Here is a 25,742-nt window from a genome sequence, read left to right as displayed (position 1 = left end):
GGGGAGCCGGCCCGGGCGGTTGCGTAATCGGTCATTTCAACGCGGAAATGCCCAGTACGCTCTGTGCCATGAGCAGGGCCTGGATCTGGTTGGTGCCTTCGGCAATGCTCAGGTGGCGGGCGTCGCGGTAATGACGCTCGACGGGGAACAACGTGGTGTAGCCCGCGCCGCCATGCACCTGCATGGATAGCTCCGCCACGCGCAGCACGGCGTCGGTGGCGTGGCGCTTGGCCATCGAACATAGCATCTGGCTGTCGGCGGCATTGCGGTCCAGCGCGTCGGCGGCGCGCCAGCACAGCAGGCGCGAGGTTTCGACCAGCGTCATCATGTCGGCGATCATATGCTGGACCAGCTGGAAGCCGCCGATGGGCCGGCCGAACTGGACCCGGTCGCCGGCGTATTTTACCGCTGCCTCATAGGCCGCCTCGGCAATGCCCAGCGCCGAGAACGCCACCACGCAGCGGCCGATGTTGAGGTATTTCTTGGCCAGCGCGAAGCCCTTGCCCTCGGCGCCGATCAGGTTGGCCGCGGGGATTTCCACGTCTTCGAACAGCAGCTCGCCCAGCGGGCAGCTCAGCATGCCCATCTTGTCGATGGGACTGGATGAGAAGCCGGGCATGGCGCGCTCGAACAGCAGGCAGGACACGCCGCGTTCGCCGCTATGACGCTGGGTCTGCACGAACACCACGCCCAGCTCGCACACCGTGCCCAGGCTGATGTAGAGCTTGCGGCCATTGACGCGCCAGCCGCTGGCGGTTTCGACGGCGCGGGTTTCGACATTGGCGGCGTCGGAGCCGATGTTGGGTTCGCTCAGCGCGAAGCTGGCGATCGCCTCGCCCGAGAGGACGCGCGGCAGGTACTTTTCCTTGAGATAAGGCGAGCCGCCGTCGCTCAGCACCGAGGCGGCGAGATTGCTGGTGCTGACGATGCTGCGCAGCGACGGCCAGACGCGCGCCAGCTCGGCTATCAGCATGCCGTAGGTCGTCATCGGCAAGCCATAGCCGCCGTCTTTTTCCTGCAGCATGCCGCCCAGGAGGCCGAAGTCGCGCATGGCGCGGACCATCTCCTGCGGCACCACGCGGGCTTCGGCCTCGTAGCGGTTGACGATGGGCGCGACTTCGGCCGTCAGGTAGCGGCGCAGCGAATCGCGCAATTCGATCTGGGTGGAGTCCAGTGAGAAGTCCATGCGGGTCCTAGGCGGGTATGGTCGAAGAGAGAAATCCGGCGGTGGTCATTGCAGGCGCTGCTCCAGGCCGGGATCGGCGTCGGCTCGCAACCCGATCAGCGCGTCCAGCGGCATCGCGCCTTGTCCTTCGGCGCCGACCCAGACCGGGTTGAGCTCCATTTCCTGCAAGGCGTCGCGGCGGCTCCAGGCGAAGTCCGAGACCCGCAGGATCAGGTCTTCCAGGGCCGCGAGGTCGGCGGGCGCCTGGCCGCGCACGCCGTGCAGCACTTCGGCGTAGCGGATCTCGCGCAGCAAGGCGCGCGCATCGTCGCGCGACAGCGGCACCATGCGGTGGGCCACGTCGCGGATGGTTTCGACGAAGATGCCGCCCAGGCCGAAGGTCAGCACCAGGCCGAAGGCCGCATCGCCATGCACGCCGACCAGCACCTCGCGCCCGCCTGGCGGCAGCATGCGCTCCACCAGGATGCCATCGATGACGGCGTCGGGGTGATGGCGCGCGACCGACTCATGGATGGCGGCGTAGGCCTCGCGCGCTGCGGTGGCGCTGGAGATGCCCAGCTTGACCCCGCCCGCTTCGGTCTTGTGCGCGATCTGGGCGCTGACCACCTTCATCACCACGGGAAAGCCCAGGCGCTCGGCCTCGCGGGCCGCCTGCTCGGCGCTGGCGACCACCAGCCCCTCAGGAATCGGCAAGCCGGCTTCGCGCAGCAAGGATTTGGCCGCGGCTTCGCTAAGCATGCGGGCCTGCGCGACGGCGCCCTCTGCGCGCCTGGACACGGCAGCCGTCCCGCCTGCCGGCCGCTGCCACGGTATGGCTTTGGACAGGGCCGCGATCGCGTCCGACAAGGACAGGAAGGGCAGTAGCCCGGCCGTTTCCAGCAGCTGGAAGCCGCCGCCCAGGCGCCGGCTCATCCAGACGGGGACGATCAGGGTTTCGGTTTCGGCCGCCACCGTGGCGATGGCCTGCGCCATGCCGTCGGTGATGGACCCGTAGTCCATGGGGATGGGGAACAGCACCGTGCCCACCGCCGGGTCGGCGCATATCGCGCGCAGGCAGGCCGCTGAAGCCTCGGGGTTGCGCAGGATGTCGGCGGTGGTGTCGACCGGATTGTCCATGCTGGCGAAATCCGGCAACAGCTTGCGCAAGGCGGCCTTGGTCTCGGGCGCGAACGCTGCCATCGGCAAGCCGGCGGCGCCGGCAATGTCGGCGGCCAGCGCGGCGGTGCCGCCCGAGAAGGTATAGATGCACAGGCCATTGCCGCTTTTTGGGCTAATGCGCGTCAGCAAGCGTGAGACGGCCAGCAGCTGGTCGAGGTCATCCACTTCAATCGCGCCGAACTGGCGGAACACGGCGCTGTTGACGGCGGCCGTGCCGGCCACCGACGCCGTGTGCGACTGCGCGGCGCGCACGCCGGCTTCGGAACGTCCCACTTTCAGCACCACCACCGGCTTGTTGCGGGCGCGCGCCAGCTCCAGCGCGGCCGTCAGTCGCCTGCCATTCTTCACGCCTTCCATCAGCAAGGCGATCACGCTGGTTTGCGGATCGTTCGCCATGTGGGCGATGAAATCCGGAATCTCCAGGTCGACCTCGTTGCCGGCGGAAAACCACAGGCCCACGCCCTGGCCGAAGGACAGGCCCTGCAGCAGGTTGCGGCCCAGTCCGCCGCCCTGGGTCGCCAGGCCGATGGAACCGGTGTTCAGATCGTCCTTGAAGGCGGGGGAAAAGGTCATGCCCAGGCGGTCGCGCACATTGACGAAGCCAGGGCAGTTCGGTCCGTAGACGTGCAGGCCGGTGGCTTCGCACAACTGGGCGATCTCGCGTTCCAGGCGCTGGCCTTCCTCGCCGGCTTCGGAGAAGCCGGAGGTCATGACCACGGCGAACGGAATGCCGCGCGCCGCGCATTGCCGCAGGGAATCCAGCACCAGCGAGGCGTTGATCATGATCAGGGCCACGTCTATCCCGACCTCGGGCAACGCGCTGATGGACGGCCAGCAGGGCCGGCCGCCGATCTCCTGATAGGCCGGATTGACTGCGTACACCTCGCCCGGCACCGACGAATGCTGCACCAGGTTGTCGTACAGGCGGCGTCCCTGGCTGGATTCGCGGGCGGAGGCGCCGACCACGGCGATATTGCGCGGATTGGTGAAGCGGGTCAGGTCTGCGAACGGTTTCATGCCGCGTCCTCCATGGACCGCAGCACCATGGCGAAATCGGCCTGGACCACCACCTCGCCGCGCTGGTTGACGGCTTCGCGCCGGAACACCACCTTGTCCTTGCCGGGCCGGTATTGCCCGGCCTTCTCCGTCACCGTCACGCGCACCACGATGGTGTCGCCGATGAAGGTGGGCTTGGGAAAGCGGCAATTGATGTCGATCAGCGCCAGTACATAGGGCTCCAGCTGGCGGTAGCCGCTGGACTGGGTGGTCAGTCCGGACAGCACGGACAGCACCAGCAGGCCGTGGGCGATGCGCTGGCCGAAGGGCGTGGCGCTGGCGTATTCATGGTCTACGTGCAGGCGGTTGAAGTCGCCGGACAGGCAGGCGAAGTTGACGATGTCGCTCTCGGTAATGGTGCGGCCGGCGGACTCGAAGCTGTGGCCGACTTCCAGGGGCTGCTGGATGGGATGCGGGGACTGGCTGGCTGGGCTTGCGCTTTGCATGGCTGATCGGATTCCGGAGTGGAGAGGCGTCTTACGAAGCGTAGCGGCCGCCAGTCACGTGCAGCAGCTCGCCCGTGATGAAGGAGGACCGCTCGGACGCCAGGAAGGCCACGGCGTTGGCGATGTCCTCGACCGCGCCTAGGCGCGGCACCGGCTGGCGCGCCAGCGCGTTGGCGCGCAGGGTCTCGTAGGTGGACAGGCCGCGCACCAGCGGCGTTTCGATCAGGCCCGGGGCGATGGCGTTGGCGGTGATGTTGAACTTGCCTTGCTCCAGCGCCAGCGCGCGGGTGAAGCCGATCAGGCCGGCCTTGGCGGCCGAGTAGTTGGTCTGGCCGGGATTGCCCCAGTGCGCGCGCGAGGCGATGTTGATCACGCGGCCCCACTTCCTTTCCATCATGGAGGGCAGGGCGGCCTTGGTGCAGTAGTAGGCGCCCTTGAGGATGGTGTCCACCACCGAATCCCAATCCTCCACTGGCATCTTGAGCAGGTACTTGTCGCGGGTGAAGCCGGCGTTGTTGACCAGGATGTCGATGCCGCCGAACTTGTGCGCGGCCAGTTCGGCCATGGTCTGGACCTGGTCGGGATCGCAGACGTCGAGCACGGCGCCGATGGCATCGTGGCCGGCCTGTTTCAGGCTGCCGACCGCCTGCTCCACCGATTCGGGGTTGATGTCGGTAATGACGATCCGGGCGCCTTCCTGCGCCAGTGCCAGCGCCGACGCATAGCCGATGCCGCGGCCGGAACCCGTGATGACAGCGACTTTACCGGTGAGTTGCAGGTCCATCTCCATTCCCCTTCTGTAGCTGATGATGCCAGGCGCCCCGAGCCCGAAATCCGATATTTCGAGACTGCGCCTGGCGGGTTTAAATTTTTCCGAGGTTCCGAACGAATATACACATCACCGGAAATATTGACAATTGATATCGGCACATCGTTATACTGTTCGGCATGTCGGATTAAGTTGGCCCGGCATTCCCCTATCTCTAAAAACAGCAGGAGATCGACTCATGGCAATGTTGAAGGGATTGTTGGCCGCGGTACTGAGCCTGGCTGCCGTCGGAGCAGCCAGCGGGGCCGATGCTTATCCGGACAAGCCGGTGCGGGTGTACGTGGGCTTCGCGCCCGGCGGCGCCACCGACCTGCTTGCCCGCCTGTACGCCAAAAAGCTCGGCGAACGTTTCAACCAGACTTTCATCGTGGAAAACCGCCCGGGAGCCGGCGGCAACATCGCGATCCAGGCGCTGACGCAGGCGCCAGCCGACGGCTACACGATCGCGATGGCGGCCAACTACGTGGCGGCCAACGCCGCCATGAAGCGCAACCCCTACGACTGGGAGCGCGACCTGATGCCCATCGGCATGGTGGCGTCCACGCCGAATATTCTGGTGGTGCCGCCCGGCTCCAACATCCAGGGCGTCGACGACCTGATCCGCAAGGCCAAGGCGGGCGGCAACAAGCTGACCTTCGCCTCGGCCGGCATGGGCTCGTCCATCCACCTGGCGGGCGAACTGTTCAAGGTCATGGCCGGGGTCGACATGACCCACGTCCCCTACAAGGGCGTGTCGCCGGCGGAAGTGGACCTGATGTCGGGCACCGTGGACATGATGTTCGGCAGCGTCTCCACCGCGATTCCGCTGGTGCAGTCCAAGAAGCTGAAGGCATTGGCCGTGACCGGGCGCGAACGCATGAAGGCGATGCCGGACCTGCCCACCATCGAGGAGGCCGGTCTCAAGGGCTATGACGTCGAAGCGGTGTATTTCATGGCCGCTCCCGGCAAGGTGCCGGCGCCGGTGCTGAAAACCTTGGCCGAAGCCGTGGCCGACATCAACAAGCAGCCCGACGTGCAGGAGTTCATGGACCGGATCTACGCCCGGCCCCTGACCGGCGGCCCCGAAGAGGCCCGCGCCTTCCTGAAGTCCGAAGTGAAGAAGTGGCAGGGCGTGGTCGACGCCACCGGCATGAAGGTGGATTGATGCGCGGTAACGGGTCCGCCCCGGCGGATTCGCAACAGCGGGCGCCACAAGCCCGCGGCACACAGAACTATCAGGAGACACACATGAACACACGCAGGCGAGTCGCGCTGGCAGTGCTGGCCGGCCTGATGACCTCATTGGCCCTGCCGCAGATGTCGCGCGCGGCCGATGGCTATCCGAACAAACCGCTGCGCCTGATCGCGCCCAGTTCGCCGGGCGGGATCCTGGACATCACCAGCCGGATAGTCGGCAAGAAGCTGTCCGAACGGTTGGGGCAGCCAGTGGTGGTGGAGAACGTGCCCGGCGCGGCCGGCATCCTGGGCATGCAGAGCATGCTGCGCGCCGAACCCGACGGCTACACCATGGTCATGGGCAGCAGCGGGCCGAACGCGGTCAATTACACGCTGTACAGCAAGCTGCCGTATGCGATGTCCGACTTCGCCCCGGTGGCGCGCATCATCACCATGCCAAACGCGCTGGTCGTCAACGCCAACGCCCCGGTCAAGACGCTCGCGGAGTTCCGCGACTATGCCCGCAAGAAGCAGGGCAACCTGTCCATGGCGGTGTCCATGATCGGCACGTCGGGTCACCTGGGCGGAGAGCTGCTGAAGAACCGCCTGGATTTCACCGCGGTGACCGTGCCCTACAAGGGCGCGGCGCCGGCGACCAATGACCTGGTCGCCGGCCAGGTCGACTTCACGGTCGAGAACGTGATCACCGTGGCGCCGCTGGTCAAGGCCGGCAGGTTGCGGGCGCTGGCCGTCACCACCCGCGAGCGCAGCCAGGTCCTGCCCGACGTGCCGACGCTGGCCGAGCAAGGCTACCCCGATGTCGACGTCGGAGCCTGGCTGGGCGTGCTGGTCGCGGCGCGTACGCCGCCGGCCGTGGTCGCGCGCCTGAACACCGAACTCAACGCGGTCCTGGCTGACGACGAAGTGAGGAAGCAGTTGGCGCAGCAGGGCGGCATTCCGCTGGGCGGCACGCCGGCCGAGTTCGACAGCTTCATCCGGTCGGAAAAGGACCGTTGGGAAAAAATCATCAAGGCCGCCGGCATCAAGGCGGAATGAGCCGCATGCTGGCGGCTGGATGCCGCCAGCATGCACAGGGAGGCATGATCCATGGCAATCGATTATCAAAACCTGCGCAACTGGAAATTCGAGGACCGCGTCGACCGCTACAGCGCGCGAGACTGCATGATCTACGCGCTGGGACTCGGCTACGGCAGCGATCCGGCCAACGAAGGCGAACTGCGCTACGTGCATGAAGAAGGGACGGCCGTGGTGCCGACCTTCCTGGCCACCATAGGCGCGCCCAACGGCTGGGCGGCGGATCCGGCCACCGGCATAGACTGGGTGAAGATCCTGCACGGCGAGCACCGCATGACTTTCCATGCGCCGCTGGCCGCGGCCGGCGCGGTGCGTAGCCAGACCCGCGTCACGCGCGTGGTGGACAAAGGCGCCAGCAAGGGCGCGCTGGTGGTGACCGTGCGCGATATTTCGGATGCCGCCATCGGCGCGCCGCTGGCCACGGTGGAGCACGTGTCGTTCTGCCGCGCCGATGGCGGCTTCGGCCGGGGCGACGAAGCGCCCGAAGCCCTGCCGGCCACGCCGCAACGCGAGCCCGACCAGGTCGTGCTGCTGTCCACGCTGGCGCAGCAGGCCTTGCTCTATCGCCTGAACGGTGACCTCAATCCGGTGCACGCGCTGCCGCACATGGCGCGCGAGGCCGGCTTCGACCGGCCCATCCTGCATGGCCTGTGCACCTACGGCATGGCGGCGCGCGCCTTGCTGCAGGCTTGCACACCCGTGGCGCCGCAACGTCTGGGCGCCATCGCCGCGCGTTTCTCCGCGCCTTTCTTTCCGGGCGAAACGCTGCGCGTGGAGATCTGGCGCGACGGCGACGGCCTGCAATTCCGCGCACTGGCTCACGAGCGCGGCACGGTGGTGCTGAGCAACGGCGCCGCCAGCCTGGCGCATTGAGCAAATTGGAGAGTCCTCATGTCTGCACTTGAAGACCATGCCCGGGAGATGCCCGACGGCATCGCCTATCGCATGATTCCGTCCGGAACCACGGTGACCTGGCGCGAGCTGGAACAGCGCAGCCGCAAATGCGCGGCGGCCCTGCTGGACGCCGGCTTGCAGGCCGGCGACGTGATCGCGGTGTTCCTGGAAAACCATCCGCGCTTCTTCGAACTGCTGTGGGCCGCGCATCGTGTCGGCCTGTACTACACCACCATCAGCCGCCACCTGAAGCGCGAAGAGGCGCGCTACATCATCGACAACTGCGACGCGCGCGTGCTGTTCTATTCCAGCCACACACAGGCCGAAACGGATGCGGACAGCCTGGATGCGCGCGGCGTGCTGCGCGTCTGCATGGACGGCGCGGACGCCAGCGCAATCCCGTACGAGGCCTGGACCGGGCGCCATGCCGATGACGTGGTCCTGCCGGAAACCCCGGAAGGCACGGACTTCCTGTATTCGTCCGGCACCACCGGCCTGCCCAAGGGCATCAAGCGCCCGCTGTCAGTGGCCAACCGCTACTTCCGCGTCGGTGATGCGCCCAGCAGCGCCTGGAAGGCCTTCGATCGCGACACGGTCTATCTGTCCACCGCGCCGTTCTATCACGCGGCTCCGGTGCGCTGGAACATGGCGGCGCTGCGCGCGGGCGGCAGCTGCGTCATGATGGAAAAATTCGACGCGGCCGCGGCGCTGGAGGCCATCGCCGCCTACGGCGTCACGCATTCGCAATGGGTGCCGACCATGTTCATCCGCCTGCTGCGCCTGCCGCAGGAAGCGCGTGCGCGCCACGACCTGTCCTCGCTGCGCTACGCGGTGCATGCGGCCGCGCCATGTCCGGTCGACGTCAAGGAAGCCATGATCGCGTGGTGGGGGCCGATCCTGTACGAGTACTACAGCGGCACGGAACTTGTGGGGCGCACCTCGCTGGGCTCGGAGGAATGGCTGGCGCACCGCGGCTCGGTGGGCCGGCCGGAGTTCGGCCAGGCCCACATCGTGAGCGAGGACGGGCTGAGCGAATTGCCTGCGGGGCAGCCCGGCGTCATCTACTTTTCCGGCGGCGGCTCCTTCGAATACCACAAGGATCCGGACAAGACGCGCGGCGCCTACAACGCACGCGGCTGGGCCACCTACGGCGACATCGGCTATCTGGACCAGGACGGCTATCTGTACCTGACCGACCGCCTGTCCAACATGATCGTGTCGGGCGGGGTCAACATCTATCCCCAGGAAGCGGAGAACCTGCTCAGCACGCATCCCGCGGTGGCCGACGTGGCGGTGGTCGGCGTGCCGAACGCGGAGTTCGGCGAGGAGGTCAAGGCAGTCGTGCAATTGCGCGATCCCGCCGCCGCCAGCTCCGACCTGGCGCAGCAGCTGATCGCATATTGCCGCGACCGGATCTCGCCCATCAAGTGCCCGAAGAGCGTGGACTTTTCCAGCGACATGCCGCGCACCGAGACCGGCAAGCTGCTCAAGCGGCTGGTCAAGCAGCGCTACTGGCCGCAAGCCTAGGCGGCCCACCATGACAGATCAGGAGACGGCATGAACCGGCAGCGCAAGCTTTTCTCGGCGGACCATGAACTGTTCCGCGACACCGTGGCGCGCTTCATCGCGGATGAAATCACGCCCCACCACTACCAATGGGAACAGGAAGGTCTGGTGCCGCGCGACCTGTGGCGCAAGGCCGGCGCGGCGGGCATCCTGCTGCCCAGCACGCCCGAGGAATATGGCGGGGGCGGCGGCGATTTCCTGCATACCATCATCGTGGTGGAGGAGATCGCCCGCGCATTGGCCACCGGCGTTACCGGCTTCACCACCCATTCCGACATCGTCGCGCCCTACCTGCTGAATTTCGGCAGCGAGCGCCAGAAGCTGCGCGACCTGCCCGGCATGGCGCAGGGCGACATCGTGGCGTCCATTGCCATGACCGAGCCGGGCGCGGGCAGCGACGTCAAGGCGATCCGCACCGCGGCGGCCAGGGTGCAGGGCGGCTACGTCATCAACGGCCAGAAGACCTTCATCACCAACGGCTTCCATGCCGACCGCGTGCTGGTGGTGGCCAAGACCGATCCCGCCGCCGGCGCGCGCGGCATCAGCCTGTTCTGGGTCGACACCGCGACGCGCGGATTCACGCGCGGACGCCTCTTGGACAAGATCGGGCAAAAGGCGCAGGACACCGCCGAACTGTTCTTCCAGGACATGTTCGTGCCCGACGAGGACATGCTGGGCGAGCCGGGGCAGGGCTTCGGCTACCTGATGAAGGAACTGGTGCGCGAGCGCCTGATGATCGCGGTGCGCTGCGCCATGGCGCTGGAGAGCGCGCTGCAATGGACGGTGGACTACACCAAGGACAGGCGCGCCTTCGACCGTGCCCTGATCGACAACCAGCACATCCGTTTCAAGCTGGCCGACATCAAGACCCTGGCCGCCGCCACCCGCGCCTTCGTCGACGGCTGCGTGCAGCAATACCTGGACGGCGAACTCGATGCTGGCGGCGCGGCCATGGCCAAGCTGTGGGCGTCCGAAGCCACCAGCGCCATCGACGACCTGCTGCAGTTCCATGGCGGCTACGGCTACATGCGCGAATACCCGATCGCCCGCGCGTACACCGACGTGCGGCCCAACCGGATTTACGGCGGCGCTTCGGAGGTCATGCGCGAGCTGATCGCCCGCACGCTTTGAACCTTCTTCTTCGACTTCGACAGGAACAGATCCCTACATGAGCAAGCATCTCTCGAAATCGGTCGCCATCGTCGGCGCCGCCGAATCCGACCTGGGAAAAGTACCCGGGATGACCTCGCTGGACCTGCAGGCGCAGGCAGCCGCACGCGCGTTGCGCGATGCCGGCTTGAAGTTGCAGGACGTCGACGGCGTGTTCGCGCACGTGGACGACAAGTTCGCCGGCCTGCATCTGGCGGAATACCTGGGCATACGGCCGCGCTACGTGGATTCGACCAGCGTGGGCGGCATGTCCAGCGTCATGCACATCCGCCACGCCATGGCCGCCATCGAGGCCGGCATGTGCGAAGTGGCGCTGGTGGCCTACGGCAGCACCCAGCTGTCGGACGGCACGCGCAAGGTGGGCGGTACGCCCGAGGACATGCGCCTGCCGCGCGGCCAGTTCATCACGCCATATGGCCAGTTGAGCCCCATAGGCTATTACGCGATGGTGGCGCAACTGCATATGCAGCGCTACGGCACCACCCACAAGGACCTGGCCGAAGTGGCGGTGGCGGCGCGCAAATGGGCGCAGCTCAACCCCAAGGCTTACCGGCGCGAGGACACCTCGATCGAGGAAGTCATGGCTTCCAAAATGATTGCCGATCCCTTGCGCCAGCGCGATTGCTGCCTGGTGACCGACGCCGGCGGCGCCGTCATCATCACGTCCGCGGCCCGCGCCCGCGAGCTCAAGCGGCCGCCGGTCTACGTGATGGGCATCGCTGAATCCTTCTCGCACCACTACACGCCCTTCAATACGGCGGACTGGCTGGACACCGATGTAGCGCGCACGGCGGACGCCGCGCTGGCGATGGCCGGCGTCACGCGCGCGGACATCGACGTGGTGCAGATCTACGACCACTTCACCATCGGCGTGATCCAGTCCCTGGAAGAGCTGGGCTTCTGCAAGCGCGGCGAGGGCGGCGCCTTCGTGGCTGATGGACGCCTGGCTCCCGGAGGCGGCTTCCCCATCAATACCTCCGGCGGCGGCCTGTCCTACAACCATCCCGGCCAGTTCGGCATGTTGCTGCTGCTCGAAGCCGTGCACCAATTGCGCAAGGAATGCGGCGAGCGTCAGCTGCCCCGCGCCGAGTTGGCCCTGGTGCATGCGCCCGGCCTGGTTTTTTCCTGCAACACCACCCTGATACTCGGAGTCTGACCATGGAACTAGCCCAACGCCCGCTGCCGCAACCGACCCGGATCACGCAGCCCTATTGGGATGCGGCGAAGGAACACCGCCTGGTCATCCAGCAATGCGGCTGCTGCAAGACGCGCCAGTTCTACCCGCGCGAGTTCTGCACGGCCTGCCTGTCCGACAGCATCGAGTGGATCGAGTGCGGCGGCCAGGGCACGGTCTACACCTACACCATCAATCGGCGGCCGAGCAACGCGGCCCTGAGCGACAAGGTGCCTTATGTCGTCGCCATGATCGATCTGGACGAAGGCGTGCGCATGATGGCCAACATCGTCGACAGCTCGCCCGAGGCGGTCAGGATAGGCAGCCGGGTGCGGGTGTGTTTCGAGCGGGTGTCGGACGAGATGACGTTGCCGCAGTTCAGGCTGGAAGCCTGAGCGCTGCGAGGGAGCCTGGTGATCTTGCCTTCCGCAAAAAGAAAAAACCGGTCCGACTGGAAGTCGGACCGGTTTTAGTCTTGCGTTTGCGGTATTTGGTGGAGCCGGGGGGAATTGAACCCCCGTCCGCAAGCCCTCTGCAATCAGTTCTACATGCGTAGTCGATTTATTTAGTTTTAACCTTGGACTTAGCCAACCGACAGGCCGGACCAAGGCGATTCACGTAATTTAAATTTGAACCGTGTGACCCCAGTTCAAACCGATTCCTTGTGAATGTCGCTGCTGCGGTTCGAGGGTTACCCCCCTAGGAAGTTGCCTTCCTCCGCCTGACCCAAGGACAGATCAGTGCAGCGGCTCACCGCTTAAGCGGCGAGAGCGAAACGCTCGTCGTTGGCGTTTGTAGTGTTTCCAGTGGTTTAACGAGCGAACTGGTGCTCGGCATGCCCTGAGTTGTTTCGCGACCCACGTCGAATCCGGATCGGCCCCAAGAACGTCTATTGTACTGGTAAACGCCATAGCCTGCTGCACCGCCCGCGCCGCCTTGCCCGGGCGTGGCGCGGACGATACAGCAGGTCCTTCAAGCTGCGTTGGCGCAGACCGCCTTGGGCTCCCGGCGCGGGCGCGAAGCCGCCATCAGCACGAAGGCCAGGATCACGGAAATGGCGACGATGACGGCGGCGGCCCAGCCCAACGAGGCCAGTCCGTAGTTGTCGATGACGTGCCCGCCGACCACGGCGCCCAGGCCGATGCCGGTATTGGCGCCCGAAATATTCAGGGACGCGGCAAAAGCCGGCGCTTCCGGAGCGGATTTCATCAGGCGCACGTGGCAGACGATGAAGAGCGCGGCTTGCGCGATGCCCCAGACGCCGAGCGCCACGGCCAAGAGGCCATGCGACTGCATCACGGGGGCGACCGCCGCCAGTCCGGCCGCCATCAGCGCCGAAAATAGGGCGGTCGCGCCCAACGGGCTGCTGTCCACCATGCGCCCGCCCAGAGTGTTGCCGATCAAGCCGACCGCGCCGAACGCCATCATGGTCCAGCCCACGATCTGGCCGTTGAAGCCGGCCAGCCGCTCCAGCATGTCCGCCAGATAGGTGTAGGCGGTGAACATGCCGGTGAAGACCAGCAGCGACAACAGCACGTGGCCCACCACGATGGGGTTGCGCAGGATGCGCAGCTGCGTGACGAGCTTGACGCTGTCGGCGCGGATGCGGGTGCTGGGGAAGGTGAACAGCAACAGCAGCGCCTTGGCAAACGCCACCGCCGAGAGCACGCCGAAGGCGGCGCGCCAGCCGAAAGCGTCCGAGATCAGCACGCCGATGGGGATGCCGAACACCGTGGCCGCGACGATGCCGAAGGCGACCATGGAAATGGCGCGTCCAGCGCGTGCCGGGCCGACCAGTTCCACCGCCGTGGCGCTGGCCAGCGACCAGAACACCGGCAGGGCCAGGGCAGGGAAGAGGCGCGCCACGGCCATGACCCAGATGTTCGGCGCGGCAGCCGCCAGGGCGTTGGACAGGCCGAACAGAACCAGCACGCCAATGAACAGGCGTTTGCGCTCGATGTTGGCCATGAGCGCCGTGAGCAGCGGGCCGGTCGCCGCCACCGTGAAGGCGAACAGCGAGACCAGCAGGCCGGCCTGGGATACGGTGACGTTCAGGTCGCGGGCCAGGCCGGGCAGCAGCCCGATGATCAGGAACTCTGTCGTCAGGATGGTGAAACCGGCGGCGGAAAGTAACAGGATGGGCAATAGCATAGGCATTCCTCTGGCGCGGCGCTGGATGGCGGCGCGCGGGCGGCGGTGTGGGCGGTCTAAAAAAAGGTCAGGGGTGCGCCGGCATGAGTGCCGGGCAATTGCGTCGGGGCCGATGGGCGCCGATGCGTGAGATCAATGGCGGCGGGCAGCAGTGTCCGCAACCTCCGGCATGAGCCGGAAAAGGCAATTGGGAAGCACCCGCATGCCTTGCATGGGTCACACTTTAAGTGACTTTGGTTTCAGGATAAAGGCCGTGATTCCGGAAAGATTGTTCGACAAAATGAACTAATTATCGGAAACCATCGCAAGACGGGGAGCGGGCCGCGCGGGGGCCCGTCCGGTTTGGCTTAGCGCAGGTCGCTGGGCAGCAGCGGCTGGATGGCGGACCAGAGTTCCGCAGGGGAGTTGGCGCAGGTTTCCGCTTCCCAGGTCGTGATGTTGTCGTCTTCGCCGACATAGCCGTATGCGGCCGCGACTGCCGGCATGCCTGCCGCGTGCGCGGCCTGGATGTCGCGCAGATCGTCGCCGACATAGACGCAGCGGTCGACGGAAAAGCCTGCTTCGCGCGCGGCGTGCTGCAGCGGCAGCGGGTGCGGCTTGGCGTGCGCCGTGGTGTCGCCGCAGACCAGGACCGCGCTGTCGCGCGTCAGGTCCAGGTATTCGACGATGGGCAGGGTCAGGTAGGTGACCTTGTTGGTCACGATGCCCCAGGACAGCCCGCGGTCGCGGATGTCGGCGAGCAGCGCTTCGATGCCGGGGAACAGCTTGCTGTGGACGGTGGAGCCGGCGGCGTAGTCTTCCAGGAACTGCAGGCGGGTCGGCTCATAGTCGGCGTCGCCCGGCTTGAGGTCCAGCGCCACGCGCAGCAGGCCGCGCGCACCCTGGGATGCCACCGGACGCAGGGCTTCGTACGGCATCGGTTCCAGGCCCTTGCGGGTGCGCTGACGGTTGGCCGCAGCGGCCAGATCGGGGGCGGTGTCGGCCAGCGTGCCGTCGAAGTCGAACAGGATCAGGGCGCTCATTTGCGGGTAGCCATCAGGTAATTGACCGAAGTGTCGGACGACAGGGTGTAGATCTGGGTAATCGGGTTGTATTCCATGCCGCGCATGCTCACCGGTTCCAGCTTGGCGCCGCGCGCCGCTGCCGACAACTCGCTGGGCTTGATGAACTGGTCATAGCTGTGCGTGCCGCGCGGCAACAGGCGCAGGACATATTCAGCGCCCACGATGGCGAACAGGAAAGACTTGGGATTGCGGTTCAGCGTCGAAAAGAACACCCACCCGCCCGGTTTGACCAGGGTCGAGCAGGCGCGCACGATCGAAGCCGGATCCGGCACGTGCTCCAGCATTTCCATGCAGGTCACCACGTCGTACTGACCGGCTTGCTCCGCGGCAAGTTCCTCCACGGGAACCTTGCGGTACTCCACTTTCACGCCCGATTCCAGGCCGTGCAGGCGAGCCACCTTCAGTGACTTGTCGGCCAGGTCGATGCCGGTGACCTCGGCGCCGCTGCGCGCCATGGCTTCAGACAGGATGCCGCCGCCGCAGCCCACATCCAGGACCTTCTTGCCCGCCAGGCTACCGGCGCATTCCTGGATCCATTCGAGCCGCAGCGGATTGATGGCGTGCAGGGGCTTGAACTCGCTTTCGGGATCCCACCAGCGGCTGGCCAGGGCGCCGAACTTGTCCAGTTCGGCCTGGTCGGCGTTGATGGCGGGGCGGGCGGTGTCGTGAGTTTGCGTAGTCATGGGCAGGTTCAGCGTAAGGCGACTCTATGACTCTATATATAGAGGGGTCCGTCGCGCCGGGCGAGGGAGGGGCGGCGCAGCCCTGCACCGCTTTGGTGCGTGGCTGGCGAAAAAAAGGGCCTCGCTATGCGAGGCCCTCTTATTGTAGCTAGTCCAGCAATTACTTGCGGCTACCCACGATTTCGATCTCAACGCGACGGTTTTGGGCGCGGCCTTCCTTCGTCTTGTTGGAAGCGATCGGGTTCAGCTCACCCTTGCCTTCCGTGTAGATACGGTTCGGGTCGATACCCTTGCTGACCAGGTAGGTCTTGACCGAAGCGGCGCGGCGCTCGGACAGCTTCTGGTTGTAGGCTTCCGTGCCGATCGAGTCGGTGTGGCCCACAGCAATGATGGTTTCGAGATCGATACCGCGTGCTTGCTGGGCGACTTGGTCCAGCAGCTGACGGCCTTCGGGCTTCAGCGTCGACTTGTCAAAGTCGAAGAACGTGTCAGCGTTGAACACGACCTTGGCCGCCATCGGGGCCGGCTTCGCCTTCTGTTGTGCAACCGGAACACCGTCGCAACCGGGGATACCGGTGGCCGGGGTCCAGAATGCATCGCGCCAGCACAATTCGTTCGTGCCGTTTTTCCAAACGTCACCGAACGGGTTGCGCCAGTTGTCCACGGTTTGCGCGGAAGCTACACCAGAGGCCGTGACGGCGGCGAAGGCGAGCGCCAGAGCGAATTTGGAGGGTTTGTTCATGTTTCTCCTCGTTGAGCTTGAAGCTGGATTAGTGACTCGCAGCGAACCCCCGCCGCATATCAGGAAAACGGGGCCAGTATAGCAACGCCAAGAGCTGGTTCAAAGGAATAGCTACTGGGTTTCCTGCGTGCTGGAAACAATCTTAAGGCATTTGGGGGGCTTTGGCTTCCCTGGAGAGGCGCATTGACGCTGGATATGACGTTTTCGGCGCTCCTTCGGTTTTCCATGTTGGTTTTTGACAACAGGCCCGCAGGACGCGGGCGGACAGCGTCCCCTGTCAGCCGGTCCGGCCCGTCAAGGCGCCTCTTGGGGAGGACCTTCTGACCGCTCCGGGAATCGGATGATAGAATTTCCTGTTTACCCGGCCCGGGTTCCTCCTTACACGATTCTGTCGTTATATATATGGATTCCTTTGCCAAGGAGACGCTTCCGGTATCGCTGGAAGAAGAGATGCGCCGCAGTTACCTCGATTACGCGATGAGCGTGATCGTCGGGCGGGCGCTACCGGATGTGCGGGACGGCCTCAAGCCTGTCCACCGGCGCGTGCTCTACGCGATGCACGAACTGAACAACGACTGGAATCGCGCCTATAAGAAGTCGGCGCGTATCGTCGGGGACGTCATCGGTAAATACCATCCCCACGGCGACCAGTCCGTCTACGACACCATCGTCCGCATGGCGCAGGATTTCTCCATGCGCTACATGCTGGTCGACGGCCAGGGCAACTTCGGTTCGATCGACGGCGACAACGCCGCGGCGATGCGTTACACCGAAATCCGCCTGGCCAAGATCGCCCACGAATTGCTGGCCGACATCGACCAGGAAACGGTGGACTTTGGCCCCAATTACGACGGTAGCGAACAAGAGCCGCTGCTGTTGCCGTCGCGCCTGCCCAACCTGCTGGTCAACGGCAGTTCGGGCATCGCGGTGGGCATGGCCACCAACATTCCGCCCCACAACCTCCAGGAAGTGGTCGACGGCTGCCTGTACTGCCTGCGCAATCCGGGCTGCTCGGTCGATGAGCTCATGGAGCTCATCCCCGCCCCTGATTTCCCCACCGGCGGCATCATCTACGGCATGTCCGGCGTGCGGGAAGGCTACCGCACCGGTCGCGGCCGCGTCATCATGCGCGCCAAGACCCACTTCGAGGACATGGAGAAGGGCAACCGCCAGGCCATCGTGGTCGACGCGATCCCCTACCAGGTCAACAAGAAGACGCTGCAGGAACGCATCGCCGAGCTCGTCAACGACAAGAAGATCGAAGGCATCTCGGATATCCGCGACGAGTCCGACAAGGATGGGATGCGCCTGGTCATCGAGCTCAAGCGCGGCGAGGTTCCCGAGGTCGTCCTGAACAACCTCTACAAGAACACGCAGCTGCAAGACACCTTCGGGATGAACCTGGTGGCGCTGGTCGACGGCCAGCCCCGCCTGCTCAACCTGAAGCAGATGATCGACTACTTCCTGCAGCATCGCCGCGAAGTGGTCACGCGCCGCACGGTGTTCCAGCTGCGCAAGGCCCGCGAACGCGGCCACGTGCTGGAAGGCCTGGCTGTCGCGCTTGCCAACATCGACGATTTCATCGCCATCATCAAGGCGGCGCCGACCCCCCCGGTCGCGCGCCAGGAACTGATGGCGAAGTCGTGGGATTCCTCGCTGGTGCGCGAAATGCTGTCGCGCGCCGATGGCGACACGCCGGGAGGCCGCGCGGCCTTCCGTCCGGACGACCTGGGCGCCGAGTTCGGCCTCCAGGGCGACGGCATGTACCGCCTGAGCGACACGCAGGCCCAGGAAATCCTGAACATGCGCCTGCAACGCCTGACCGGGCTGGAGCAGGACAAGATCGTCGGCGAATACAGGGACATCATGTCCACCATCGCCGACCTGCTGGACATCCTGGCGCGTCCCGAGCGCATCACGACGATCATCTCCGACGAGCTGCAGGCCATCAAGGCGGAATTCTCGACCGGCGTGAAGGATACGCGCCGTTCGGACATCGAGCTGAACGCCACCGAACTCGACACCGAAGACCTGATCACGCCGACCGACATGGTCGTGACGCTGTCGCACGGCGGCTATATCAAGAGCCAGCCGCTGTCCGAGTACCGCTCGCAAAAGCGCGGCGGACGCGGCAAGCAGGCCACGGCCATGAAGGAAAACGACTGGATCGACCAGTTGTTCATCGCCAACACGCACGACTTCCTGCTGTGCTTCTCCAACCGCGGCCGCGTGTACTGGCTGAAGGTCTGGGAAGTGCCGCAGGGCACGCGTAACTCGCGCGGCAAGCCCATCGTCAACATGTTCCCGCTGGCCGAAGGCGAGAAGATCACGGTGGTGCTGCCGGTCAAGGAGTTCAGCGAAGACCACTACGTCTTCATGGCGACTTCGCGCGGCACGGTCAAGAAGACCCCGCTGTCCGACTTCTCCAATCCGCGCAAGGCCGGCATCATTGCCGTGGACCTGGACGACGGCGACTACCTGATCGGCGCCGACCTGACCGACGGCAAGCATGACGTCATGCTGTTCTCGGACGCCGGCAAGGCCGTGCGCTTCGACGAGAATGATGTGCGTCCGATGGGCCGTAACGCCCGCGGCGTGCGCGGCATGATGCTGGAAGACACCCAGACCGTCATCGCGCTGCTCGTGGCTGGCGACGAAACGCAAAGCGTGCTGACCGCCACCGAAAACGGCTACGGCAAGCGCACGCCGATCACCGAGTACACGCGCCACGGCCGCGGCACCAAGGGCATGATCGCCATCCAGACCAGCTCGCGCAACGGCAAGGTCGTGGGCGCCGTGCTGGTCATGCCTTCGGACGAGATCATGCTGATCACGACCGGCGGCGTGCTGGTGCGCACCCGCGTCTCGGAAATCCGCGAAATGGGCCGCGCCACGCAAGGCGTCACGCTCATCAACGTCGACGACGGCAGTACGCTGTCCGGCGTGCGCCGCGTCGTTGAAAGCGATGCGGACGATGACGGCGACCTGGACGAGGACGGTCAGGACGCGGATGGCGGCGACGACAACGGCGCTGCGGACTCGACGGATTCGACGGAACCTACGGAGCAATAATGGCCCGCCCCTGGAACTTCTCGGCAGGCCCCTCGGCCTTGCCCGAGGTGGTGCTGCAGCAAGCCGCTGCGGAAATGCTGGACTGGCACGGCAGCGGCATGTCCGTGATGGAAATGAGCCATCGCGGCAAGCATTTCGTGCAGATCTGCGATGAAGCCGAGTCCGATCTGCGCGACTTGCTCGGACTGCCGGCGGACTACGCCGTCATGTTCATGCAAGGCGGCGGTTCCGGGGAAAACGCCATCGTCCCCATGAATCTCATGGGGCGCCGCAGCGCGCCGGCTGCCGACTTCGTCGTGACGGGCCATTGGTCCAAGCGTTCGTACAAGGAAGCCGGCCGCTACGGCAGTACCCATGTCGCGGCAAGCAGCGAGCAGGCCATCCAATTGGATGGCCGCGAGCAGGCGCCGCTGACCTGGGTGCCGCCGGTCGACACCTGGCAGGTGCGCCCGGATTCGGCCTATCTGCATCTTTGTAGCAATGAAACCATCGGCGGCGTCGAGTTCATGGACTGGCCCGACACCGCCGCGCTGGGCGCACCCGACGTGCCGCTGGTCGTCGACGCGTCCTCGCATTTCTTGTCGCGTCCGATGGACGTGACGCGCACCGGCATGATGTATGCCGGCGCGCAGAAGAACGCCGGTCCGGCGGGCGTTACCATGGTCATCGCGCGCCGCGACCTGATCGGTCACGCCTTGCCGATCTGCCCGTCCGCGTTCGATTACGCCAACGTGGCTGCGGAACATTCGCGCTACAACACGCCGCCTACCTTCGCCATCTACGTCGCCGGCCTGGTGTTCAAGTGGGTCAAGGCCAATGGCGGCGTGGCCGGCATGGAAGCGGCGAACAAGGCCAAGGCTGATCTGCTGTACGGTTATCTGGACAGCACCAGTTTCTATCGCAATCCCATCCACGCGCCCGTGCGCTCGCGCATGAACGTGCCGTTCGTGCTGCGCGACGAATCGCTCAACGACGCCTTTCTGCAAGGCGCGGACGCGGCCGGCTTGACCCAGCTCAAGGGCCACAAGAGCGTGGGCGGCATGCGCGCCTCCATCTACAACGCCGTGCCCCTGGCTGGGGTGTCGGCGCTGGTCGAGTACCTCAAGGAATTCGAGCGTCGCTATGGATGACGATCTGCAGCGCAAGCTGCTCCCCCTGCGTCAGCGCATCGACGCTTTGGACGCCCAGATCCTCGACCTCCTGACCCAGCGCGCGAGCGCTGCGCTGGAAGTGGGAGAGGCTAAGCACGCCGCGAACGCCGATGGCCCCGTGCTGCGCCCCGAGCGCGAAGCCGACGTCATCCGCCGCCTGCAGCAAACCAATCCCGGCCCGTTTCCGAACGCCGGCGTGTTCGCCGTCTGGACCGAGATCATCTCGGCCTGTCGTGGCCTGGAGCGCGGCATGACGGTCGCCTTCCTGGGGCCTCAAGGTTCGTTCTCCGAGCAGGCGGCGCGAGAGCATTTCGGGCATGCCGTGCAAAAGCTGCCGTGCACGTCCTTTGACGAGGTCTTCCGCGCCGTCGAGGCAGGGCAGGCGGACGTCGGCATGGTTCCGGTCGAGAACTCTACCGAAGGCGCGGTCAACCGCAGCCTGGATCTGCTGCTGAACACGCCCCTGAAGATCCTGGGCGAACGTTCGCTGGTGATACGCCATTGCCTGATGTCGCAGTCCGGCAGCATGGACGGCATCAAGACGATTTCCGCGCATCCGCAGGCGCTGGCTCAGTGCCAGGGCTGGCTCACGCGCAACTATCCCGACGTGGCCCGGGTGGCTGCGTCCAGCAATTCCGAGGCCGCGCGCGCGGCGGCGTCCGACCCCAGCATCGCGGCGATCGCCGGCGAAGTGGCGGCGCCCGCCTGGAGCCTGCAGATCGTCGCCGCGGGCATCCAGGACGATCCGCACAACCGCACGCGCTTCCTGGCGATCGGCAACATCGAGCCGCTGGTCAGCGGCAAGGACAAGACCAGCCTGATCCTGGCAGTGCCGAACCGCGCGGGCGCCGTCTACGAAATGCTGGCGCCGCTGGCGGCCAACGGCGTATCCATGACGCGCTTCGAGTCGCGGCCCGCCCGCACCGGGCAGTGGGAATACTATTTCTATGTGGACGTCCTGGGTCACCGCAATGATCCGAACGTCGAACGCGCCCTGGCCGCTTTGCAGGCGCAGGTTGCCTACCTGAAGGTGCTGGGTTCCTACCCGGCGCCGTGAGCCCCTCCGATATGACCACCGCATCCAAGCCCCTCGTTGCTCCCGCGCACGTCAGCGCCATCGCGCCTTACCAGGCCGGCAAGCCCATCGAAGAACTGGCCCGCGAATTCGGGCTGGATCCCGCCGGCATCGTCAAGCTGGCGTCCAATGAAAACCCGCTGGGCATGCCCAAGTCGGCGCGCGAGGCCATGCTGGCCGCGGCCGAGTCGCTGGCGCGCTATCCCGATCCCAACGGCTTCGACCTGAAGGCGGCGCTGGCCGAACGCTATGGCGTGCCAATGAGCTGGATCACGCTGGGCAACGGCTCCAATGACATCCTGGAAATCGCGGCGCTGGCGCTGCTGGAGCCGGGCGTGTCGGCGGTGTATGCGCAGCATTCGTTCGCGGTCTATCGCCTGGCGACCCAGGCGCGCGGCGCGCGCCACATCGTGGTGCCGGCTAAGGACTACGGCCATGACCTGGATGCGATGTTCGACGCCATCGCCGACGATACGCGGCTGTTGTTCATCGCCAACCCGAACAACCCGACCGGCACCTTCGTGCCGGGCGACCAGATCGCGGCTTTCCTGGAACGCGTCCAGGCCGCCCACGGCGACCGCGTTACGGTCGTGTTGGACGAGGCCTACAACGAGTACCTCGATCCCGAGTTCCGCTTCGACAGCACGGCGCTGGTGCGCCGCTATCCGAATCTGATCGTGTCGCGCACGTTCTCCAAGGCATACGGCTTGGCGGGCTTGCGCGTGGGCTTCGCGGTGGCGCAGCCGGTCCTGACGGATCTGCTGAATCGCGTGCGCCAGCCGTTCAACGTCAATACGCTGGCGCAGGCTGCGGCCATTGCCGCGCTGCGCGACGCCGCCTACCTGGAAGAGGCCTATGCCTCGAACAAGGCAGGCAAGGCGCAACTGTGCGCCGCGTTCGAGCGCCTGAAGCTGCGCTACGTTCCCAGCTATGGCAACTTCGTGCTGGTGCATGTGGGCGACGCTCCGCGCATCAACCTGGAACTGCTCAAGCGCGGCGTGATCGTGCGTCCGGTTGCCGGCGACGGCTTGCCGGAGTGGCTGCGGGTGTCCATCGGGTTGCCGCAGGAAAACGACCGATTCATCGACGCGCTGAGCGCCATCCTGTCCGCATGAACGACGCGTCACCTAAATCCGATCAGGGGGCCGCTGGCCCCCTGATTCCTGTATTGGCCGTCGTAGGCGTGGGTCTGATCGGCGGTTCCTTCGCTGCGGCCCTGCGCCGGGCAGGGCAGGTTGGCCGGGTGCTGGGGGTAGGGCGCAATGCCCAATCGCTGGCGCGCGCTGTCGAACTGGGATTGATCGACGAGGCCGCCACGGTTGAGGAAGCCGCCGCGCGCGCCGACCTGATCCTGCTGGCGACCCCGGTGGGCGGGCTGGCGGACGTGCTGTCGCGCATGCGTGCGCACCTGCGTCCCGGCGCCGTGCTGACCGATGGTGGCAGCACCAAGGTGGAAGTGGTTGCGGCCGCGCGCGCCGCCCTGGGCGACCGGGCCGCGCAGTTTGTGCCCGGCCATCCCATCGCCGGCGCCGAGCGTACCGGGCCGGAAGCCGCCGATGCGGACCTGTACCGCAAACGCACCGTCATCCTGACTCCGCTGGCCGAGAACGGCGTGGCGTCGCTCGATCTGGTGCGCCGCGCGTGGCAGGCTTGCGGGGCGGACGTGATCGACATGGACGCCGACGCCCATGACCGGGTGCTGGCTTCGGTCAGCCATCTGCCGCACCTGTTGTCCGCGGTCTACATGGAACAGGTGGCCGAGGCTGCCGACGCATCCACGCGCCTGGCTCTGGCGGGCAGCGGCTTTCGCGACTTCACGCGCATAGCCGCAGGTTCGCCGGAAATGTGGCGCGACATCTTTCTGTCCAACCGCGACGCGATGCTGGCCGAACTGGCCGACGTGCGCGCGGTGCTGGATCGTGCCGAACGCGCCATTGCCGAGGGCGATGGCGCGGCTTTGCTGACGCTGCTGGATACGGCGGCCCGCGCCCGCCGCAACTGGCGCAAGGAGTAGCTGACATGGGCGCTTTGCCTTATCTCGATCTGCCGCGCGTGCGGCAAGCGCGGGGCGTGATTGCCCTGCCGGGTTCCAAGAGCATTTCCAACCGGGTGCTGCTGCTGTCCGCCATTGCCGAAGGCAGCACGGTCATCACCGGATTGCTGGATTCCGACGATACCCGCGTCATGCTCGGCGCCTTGCGCCAGCTGGGCGCGCAGGTGTCGGAGCTGGACGCAGGCAGCGTCACGGTGCAGGGCGTGAGCCGCTTTCCGGTGGCAAGCGCCGACCTGTTCATGGGCAATGCCGGCACCGCGATCCGGCCGCTGACCGCCGCGCTGGCGCTGATGGGCGGCGACTACCGCCTGTCGGGCGTGCCGCGCATGCACGAACGTCCCATCGGCGACCTGGTCGACGCGCTCAAGGGCCTGGGCGCCAGCATCGACTACTTGGGTCAGCCCGGCTATCCGCCTTTGCACATCGGCCGCGGCGACATCGCGGCAGACGCGGTCACGCGCGTGCAGGGCTCGGTATCCAGCCAATTCCTTACCGCCTTGTTGATGGCCGCGCCGCTGCAGGCTGGCCGCAGCGGCAAGCCGGTCACGATCGAGGTGTTGGGTGAACTCATCTCCAAACCCTACATCGAGATCACGCTGAACCTGATGGCACGCTTCGGCGTGCAGGTGCGACGCGAGGACTGGAGCCGCTTCGTCATCGAGGGCGGGGCAGCCTACCGCAGCCCGGGGCGGATCGCGGTCGAAGGCGATGCCTCCACGGCCTCTTACTTCCTGGCGTTGGGCGCGATCGGCGGCGGGCCGCTGCGCGTGACCGGCGTCGGCGCCGACAGCATCCAGGGCGACGTCGCCTTCGCTGCCACGCTGGCCGAGATGGGCGCTTCGGTAACCTATGGCCCTGATTGGATCGAAGTGTCGGGCGCACGCGTGGCCCAGGGCGAACGCCTGAGGGCCTTCGACACCGATTTCAACCTGATCCCGGACGCCGCCATGACCGCGGCCGCCCTGGCCCTGTATGCCGACGGCCCCTGCCGCCTGCGCAATATCGGCAGCTGGCGGGTCAAGGAAACCGACCGCATCCACGCCATGCAGACCGAACTGGAAAAGCTGGGCGCGCAGGTGGAATCGGGGCCGGATTGGCTGCGCGTGACGCCGCCGGCGCAGGATGCCTGGCGCGACGCGCACATCGGCACCTGGGACGACCACCGCATGGCCATGTGCTTCTCTTTGGCGGCTTTCGGGCCGGCGGCGGTCCGTATCCTCGATCCGGGTTGCGTCAGCAAGACCTTCCCGGGTTACTTTGATGTTTACGCGGGCCTGGTGACGGCCTAGCGAAGAATTGCCCATGACTTCGATTGCCTCTGAAACTTCTTCTATCGTCCCGGTCATCACCATCGACGGCCCCACTGCGTCCGGCAAGGGCACGGTGGCCCACCGTGTCGCCAAGGCCCTGGGCTGGGACGTGCTGGACAGCGGCGCGCTCTATCGCCTGACCGCCTTGGCGGCGCTCAACCGCGGTTTGTCCGCCGAGGATGAGCCTGCCGTGGCGCGCGTGGCCGAAACCCTGGACGTGCGTTTCGAAGGCCCTCATGTCTACCTCGAAGGCGCGGACGTGGGCCACGAGATCCGCCGCGAGGAAGTCGGCAATTTCGCCTCGCGCGTGGCTGCCTTCCCGGGCGTGCGCCAGGCGCTGCTCGAGCGCCAGCGCGCCTTTCGGGTAGCTCCGGGCCTGGTTGCGGACGGGCGCGACATGGGTACGGTGGTGTTTCCCGACGCGCCCCTTAAGGTGTTCCTGGTCGCCGATGTGGTCGCGCGGGCGCAGAGGCGCTGTAAGCAGTTGATCGAAAAGGGAATTTCTGCTAATCTTGATGACCTCCTACGGGACATGCGCGAGCGGGACGCCCGCGATATGGGGCGAACTACCGCGCCCCTGGCTCCCGCAGCGGATGCACACGTGCTGGATTCGTCTGATTTGACGATTGCGGAAACGGTGCAGGCAATACTGGATTTCTGGAAGAATGCCGCCGCGGATTGAGCAATTGGTTGCAGGTTTTCCGCAAGAATC

The 25,742-nt window shown here is 65.9% G+C and carries 22 protein-coding genes and 1 other RNA gene; 14 read left to right on the top strand and 9 right to left on the bottom strand.

The annotated features are described in order from the left end of the window. Nucleotides 1-31: 31 nt before the first annotated feature. From WBB14_RS18185 to WBB14_RS18170, 4 genes are read right to left on the bottom strand one after another with little or no spacing between them, the layout of a single operon-like run. Nucleotides 32-1,186, bottom strand: coding sequence for an acyl-CoA dehydrogenase family protein (locus WBB14_RS18185; RefSeq protein ID WP_424241064.1), 1,155 nt, complete (start codon nucleotides 1,184-1,186; stop codon nucleotides 32-34). Nucleotides 1,187-1,231: 45 nt separating this feature from the next. Next, complete coding sequence (locus WBB14_RS18180; RefSeq protein WP_424241063.1) at nucleotides 1,232-3,361, bottom strand: acetate--CoA ligase family protein; 2,130 nt, start codon at nucleotides 3,359-3,361, stop codon at nucleotides 1,232-1,234. Continuing rightward, the gene (locus WBB14_RS18175) at nucleotides 3,358-3,846 is read right to left on the bottom strand and encodes a MaoC/PaaZ C-terminal domain-containing protein (protein ID WP_424241062.1); all 489 of its coding nucleotides are present in this window, start codon (nucleotides 3,844-3,846) and stop codon (nucleotides 3,358-3,360) included. The genes WBB14_RS18180 and WBB14_RS18175 overlap by 4 nt, the downstream gene beginning before the upstream one ends. Nucleotides 3,847-3,877: 31 nt before the next feature. After that, nucleotides 3,878-4,630, bottom strand: a complete 753-nt coding sequence (locus WBB14_RS18170) for a beta-ketoacyl-ACP reductase (protein WP_424241061.1) — start codon at nucleotides 4,628-4,630, stop codon at nucleotides 3,878-3,880. A gap of 223 nt (nucleotides 4,631-4,853) precedes the next feature. Between WBB14_RS18170 and WBB14_RS18165 the strand changes: the two genes are divergently transcribed. From WBB14_RS18165 to WBB14_RS18135, 7 genes are all read left to right on the top strand, one after another. Continuing rightward, nucleotides 4,854-5,819 (top strand): Bug family tripartite tricarboxylate transporter substrate binding protein, encoded by a 966-nt coding sequence (locus WBB14_RS18165; protein ID WP_013392375.1) that lies wholly within the window; start codon nucleotides 4,854-4,856, stop codon nucleotides 5,817-5,819. Nucleotides 5,820-5,902: 83 nt separating this feature from the next. Beyond that, nucleotides 5,903-6,886 carry a Bug family tripartite tricarboxylate transporter substrate binding protein gene (locus WBB14_RS18160; protein WP_424241060.1) on the top strand — a complete coding sequence of 328 codons (984 nt, stop codon included), beginning with the start codon at nucleotides 5,903-5,905 and terminating at the stop codon, nucleotides 6,884-6,886. Nucleotides 6,887-6,937: 51 nt separating this feature from the next. Further along, on the top strand, nucleotides 6,938-7,798 hold the full coding sequence (locus WBB14_RS18155; protein ID WP_424241059.1) for a MaoC/PaaZ C-terminal domain-containing protein: 861 nt from the start codon (nucleotides 6,938-6,940) through the stop codon (nucleotides 7,796-7,798). Between the two features lie 18 nt (nucleotides 7,799-7,816). After that, nucleotides 7,817-9,346: an AMP-binding protein gene (locus tag WBB14_RS18150; protein ID WP_424241058.1), complete on the top strand. Its 1,530-nt coding sequence runs from the start codon at nucleotides 7,817-7,819 to the stop codon at nucleotides 9,344-9,346. 30 nt (nucleotides 9,347-9,376) lie between these two features. Further along, entirely contained in the window at nucleotides 9,377-10,516 is a 1,140-nt protein-coding gene (locus WBB14_RS18145) for an acyl-CoA dehydrogenase family protein (protein ID WP_424241057.1), read from the top strand. A 37-nt stretch (nucleotides 10,517-10,553) separates the two neighbouring features. Further along, nucleotides 10,554-11,711, top strand: coding sequence for an acetyl-CoA acetyltransferase (locus WBB14_RS18140; RefSeq protein WP_424241056.1), 1,158 nt, complete (start codon nucleotides 10,554-10,556; stop codon nucleotides 11,709-11,711). A 2-nt stretch (nucleotides 11,712-11,713) separates the two neighbouring features. After that, nucleotides 11,714-12,124 carry a Zn-ribbon domain-containing OB-fold protein gene (locus tag WBB14_RS18135; RefSeq protein WP_424241055.1) on the top strand — a complete coding sequence of 137 codons (411 nt, stop codon included), beginning with the start codon at nucleotides 11,714-11,716 and terminating at the stop codon, nucleotides 12,122-12,124. A 96-nt stretch (nucleotides 12,125-12,220) separates the two neighbouring features. Here the strand turns inward: WBB14_RS18135 and ssrA are convergent. The 5 genes from ssrA to ompA all read right to left on the bottom strand — a co-directional run bounded on the left by ssrA (nucleotide 12,221) and on the right by ompA (nucleotide 16,369). Then, nucleotides 12,221-12,610, bottom strand: a transfer-messenger RNA (tmRNA) gene (ssrA, locus tag WBB14_RS18130). 91 nt (nucleotides 12,611-12,701) lie between these two features. Then, entirely contained in the window at nucleotides 12,702-13,880 is a 1,179-nt protein-coding gene (locus WBB14_RS18125) for an MFS transporter (RefSeq protein WP_424241054.1), read from the bottom strand. 347 nt (nucleotides 13,881-14,227) lie between these two features. Next, nucleotides 14,228-14,902 (bottom strand): HAD-IA family hydrolase, encoded by a 675-nt coding sequence (locus WBB14_RS18120; RefSeq protein WP_013392383.1) that lies wholly within the window; start codon nucleotides 14,900-14,902, stop codon nucleotides 14,228-14,230. Next, complete coding sequence (ubiG, locus tag WBB14_RS18115) at nucleotides 14,899-15,627, bottom strand: bifunctional 2-polyprenyl-6-hydroxyphenol methylase/3-demethylubiquinol 3-O-methyltransferase UbiG (RefSeq protein WP_424241053.1); 729 nt, start codon at nucleotides 15,625-15,627, stop codon at nucleotides 14,899-14,901. Before ubiG ends, WBB14_RS18120 begins: the two co-directional genes overlap by 4 nt. A gap of 160 nt (nucleotides 15,628-15,787) precedes the next feature. Then, nucleotides 15,788-16,369, bottom strand: coding sequence for an outer membrane protein OmpA (gene ompA / locus WBB14_RS18110; RefSeq protein ID WP_013392385.1), 582 nt, complete (start codon nucleotides 16,367-16,369; stop codon nucleotides 15,788-15,790). Nucleotides 16,370-16,771: 402 nt separating this feature from the next. Here ompA and gyrA point away from each other — a divergent pair, with 402 nt between their 5' ends. From gyrA to cmk, 7 genes are read left to right on the top strand one after another with little or no spacing between them, the layout of a single operon-like run. Next, nucleotides 16,772-19,441 (top strand): DNA gyrase subunit A, encoded by a 2,670-nt coding sequence (gyrA, locus tag WBB14_RS18105; RefSeq protein WP_424241052.1) that lies wholly within the window; start codon nucleotides 16,772-16,774, stop codon nucleotides 19,439-19,441. Next, nucleotides 19,441-20,571, top strand: a complete 1,131-nt coding sequence (gene serC / locus WBB14_RS18100) for a 3-phosphoserine/phosphohydroxythreonine transaminase (RefSeq protein ID WP_424241051.1) — start codon at nucleotides 19,441-19,443, stop codon at nucleotides 20,569-20,571. The genes gyrA and serC overlap by 1 nt, the downstream gene beginning before the upstream one ends. After that, on the top strand, nucleotides 20,564-21,649 hold the full coding sequence (pheA, locus tag WBB14_RS18095; protein WP_424241050.1) for a prephenate dehydratase: 1,086 nt from the start codon (nucleotides 20,564-20,566) through the stop codon (nucleotides 21,647-21,649). The genes serC and pheA overlap by 8 nt, the downstream gene beginning before the upstream one ends. An 11-nt stretch (nucleotides 21,650-21,660) precedes the next feature. Beyond that, entirely contained in the window at nucleotides 21,661-22,782 is a 1,122-nt protein-coding gene (hisC, locus tag WBB14_RS18090; RefSeq protein ID WP_424241049.1) for a histidinol-phosphate transaminase, read from the top strand. After that, nucleotides 22,779-23,681 carry a prephenate dehydrogenase gene (locus WBB14_RS18085; RefSeq protein WP_424241048.1) on the top strand — a complete coding sequence of 301 codons (903 nt, stop codon included), beginning with the start codon at nucleotides 22,779-22,781 and terminating at the stop codon, nucleotides 23,679-23,681. Before hisC ends, WBB14_RS18085 begins: the two co-directional genes overlap by 4 nt. A gap of 5 nt (nucleotides 23,682-23,686) precedes the next feature. Then, the gene (aroA, locus tag WBB14_RS18080; RefSeq protein ID WP_424241047.1) at nucleotides 23,687-25,009 is read left to right on the top strand and encodes a 3-phosphoshikimate 1-carboxyvinyltransferase; all 1,323 of its coding nucleotides are present in this window, start codon (nucleotides 23,687-23,689) and stop codon (nucleotides 25,007-25,009) included. Nucleotides 25,010-25,022: 13 nt separating this feature from the next. Then, nucleotides 25,023-25,712, top strand: coding sequence for a (d)CMP kinase (gene cmk, locus WBB14_RS18075; protein ID WP_424241046.1), 690 nt, complete (start codon nucleotides 25,023-25,025; stop codon nucleotides 25,710-25,712). Nucleotides 25,713-25,742 lie beyond the last annotated feature (30 nt).

The organism is Achromobacter sp. (assembly GCF_049647645.1).
In the GTDB taxonomy this organism is placed as follows: domain Bacteria; phylum Pseudomonadota; class Gammaproteobacteria; order Burkholderiales; family Burkholderiaceae_B; genus Achromobacter.
The sequence above is the reverse complement of the archived record's forward strand: the minus strand, read 5'-3'. Positions and strand labels throughout refer to the sequence as shown.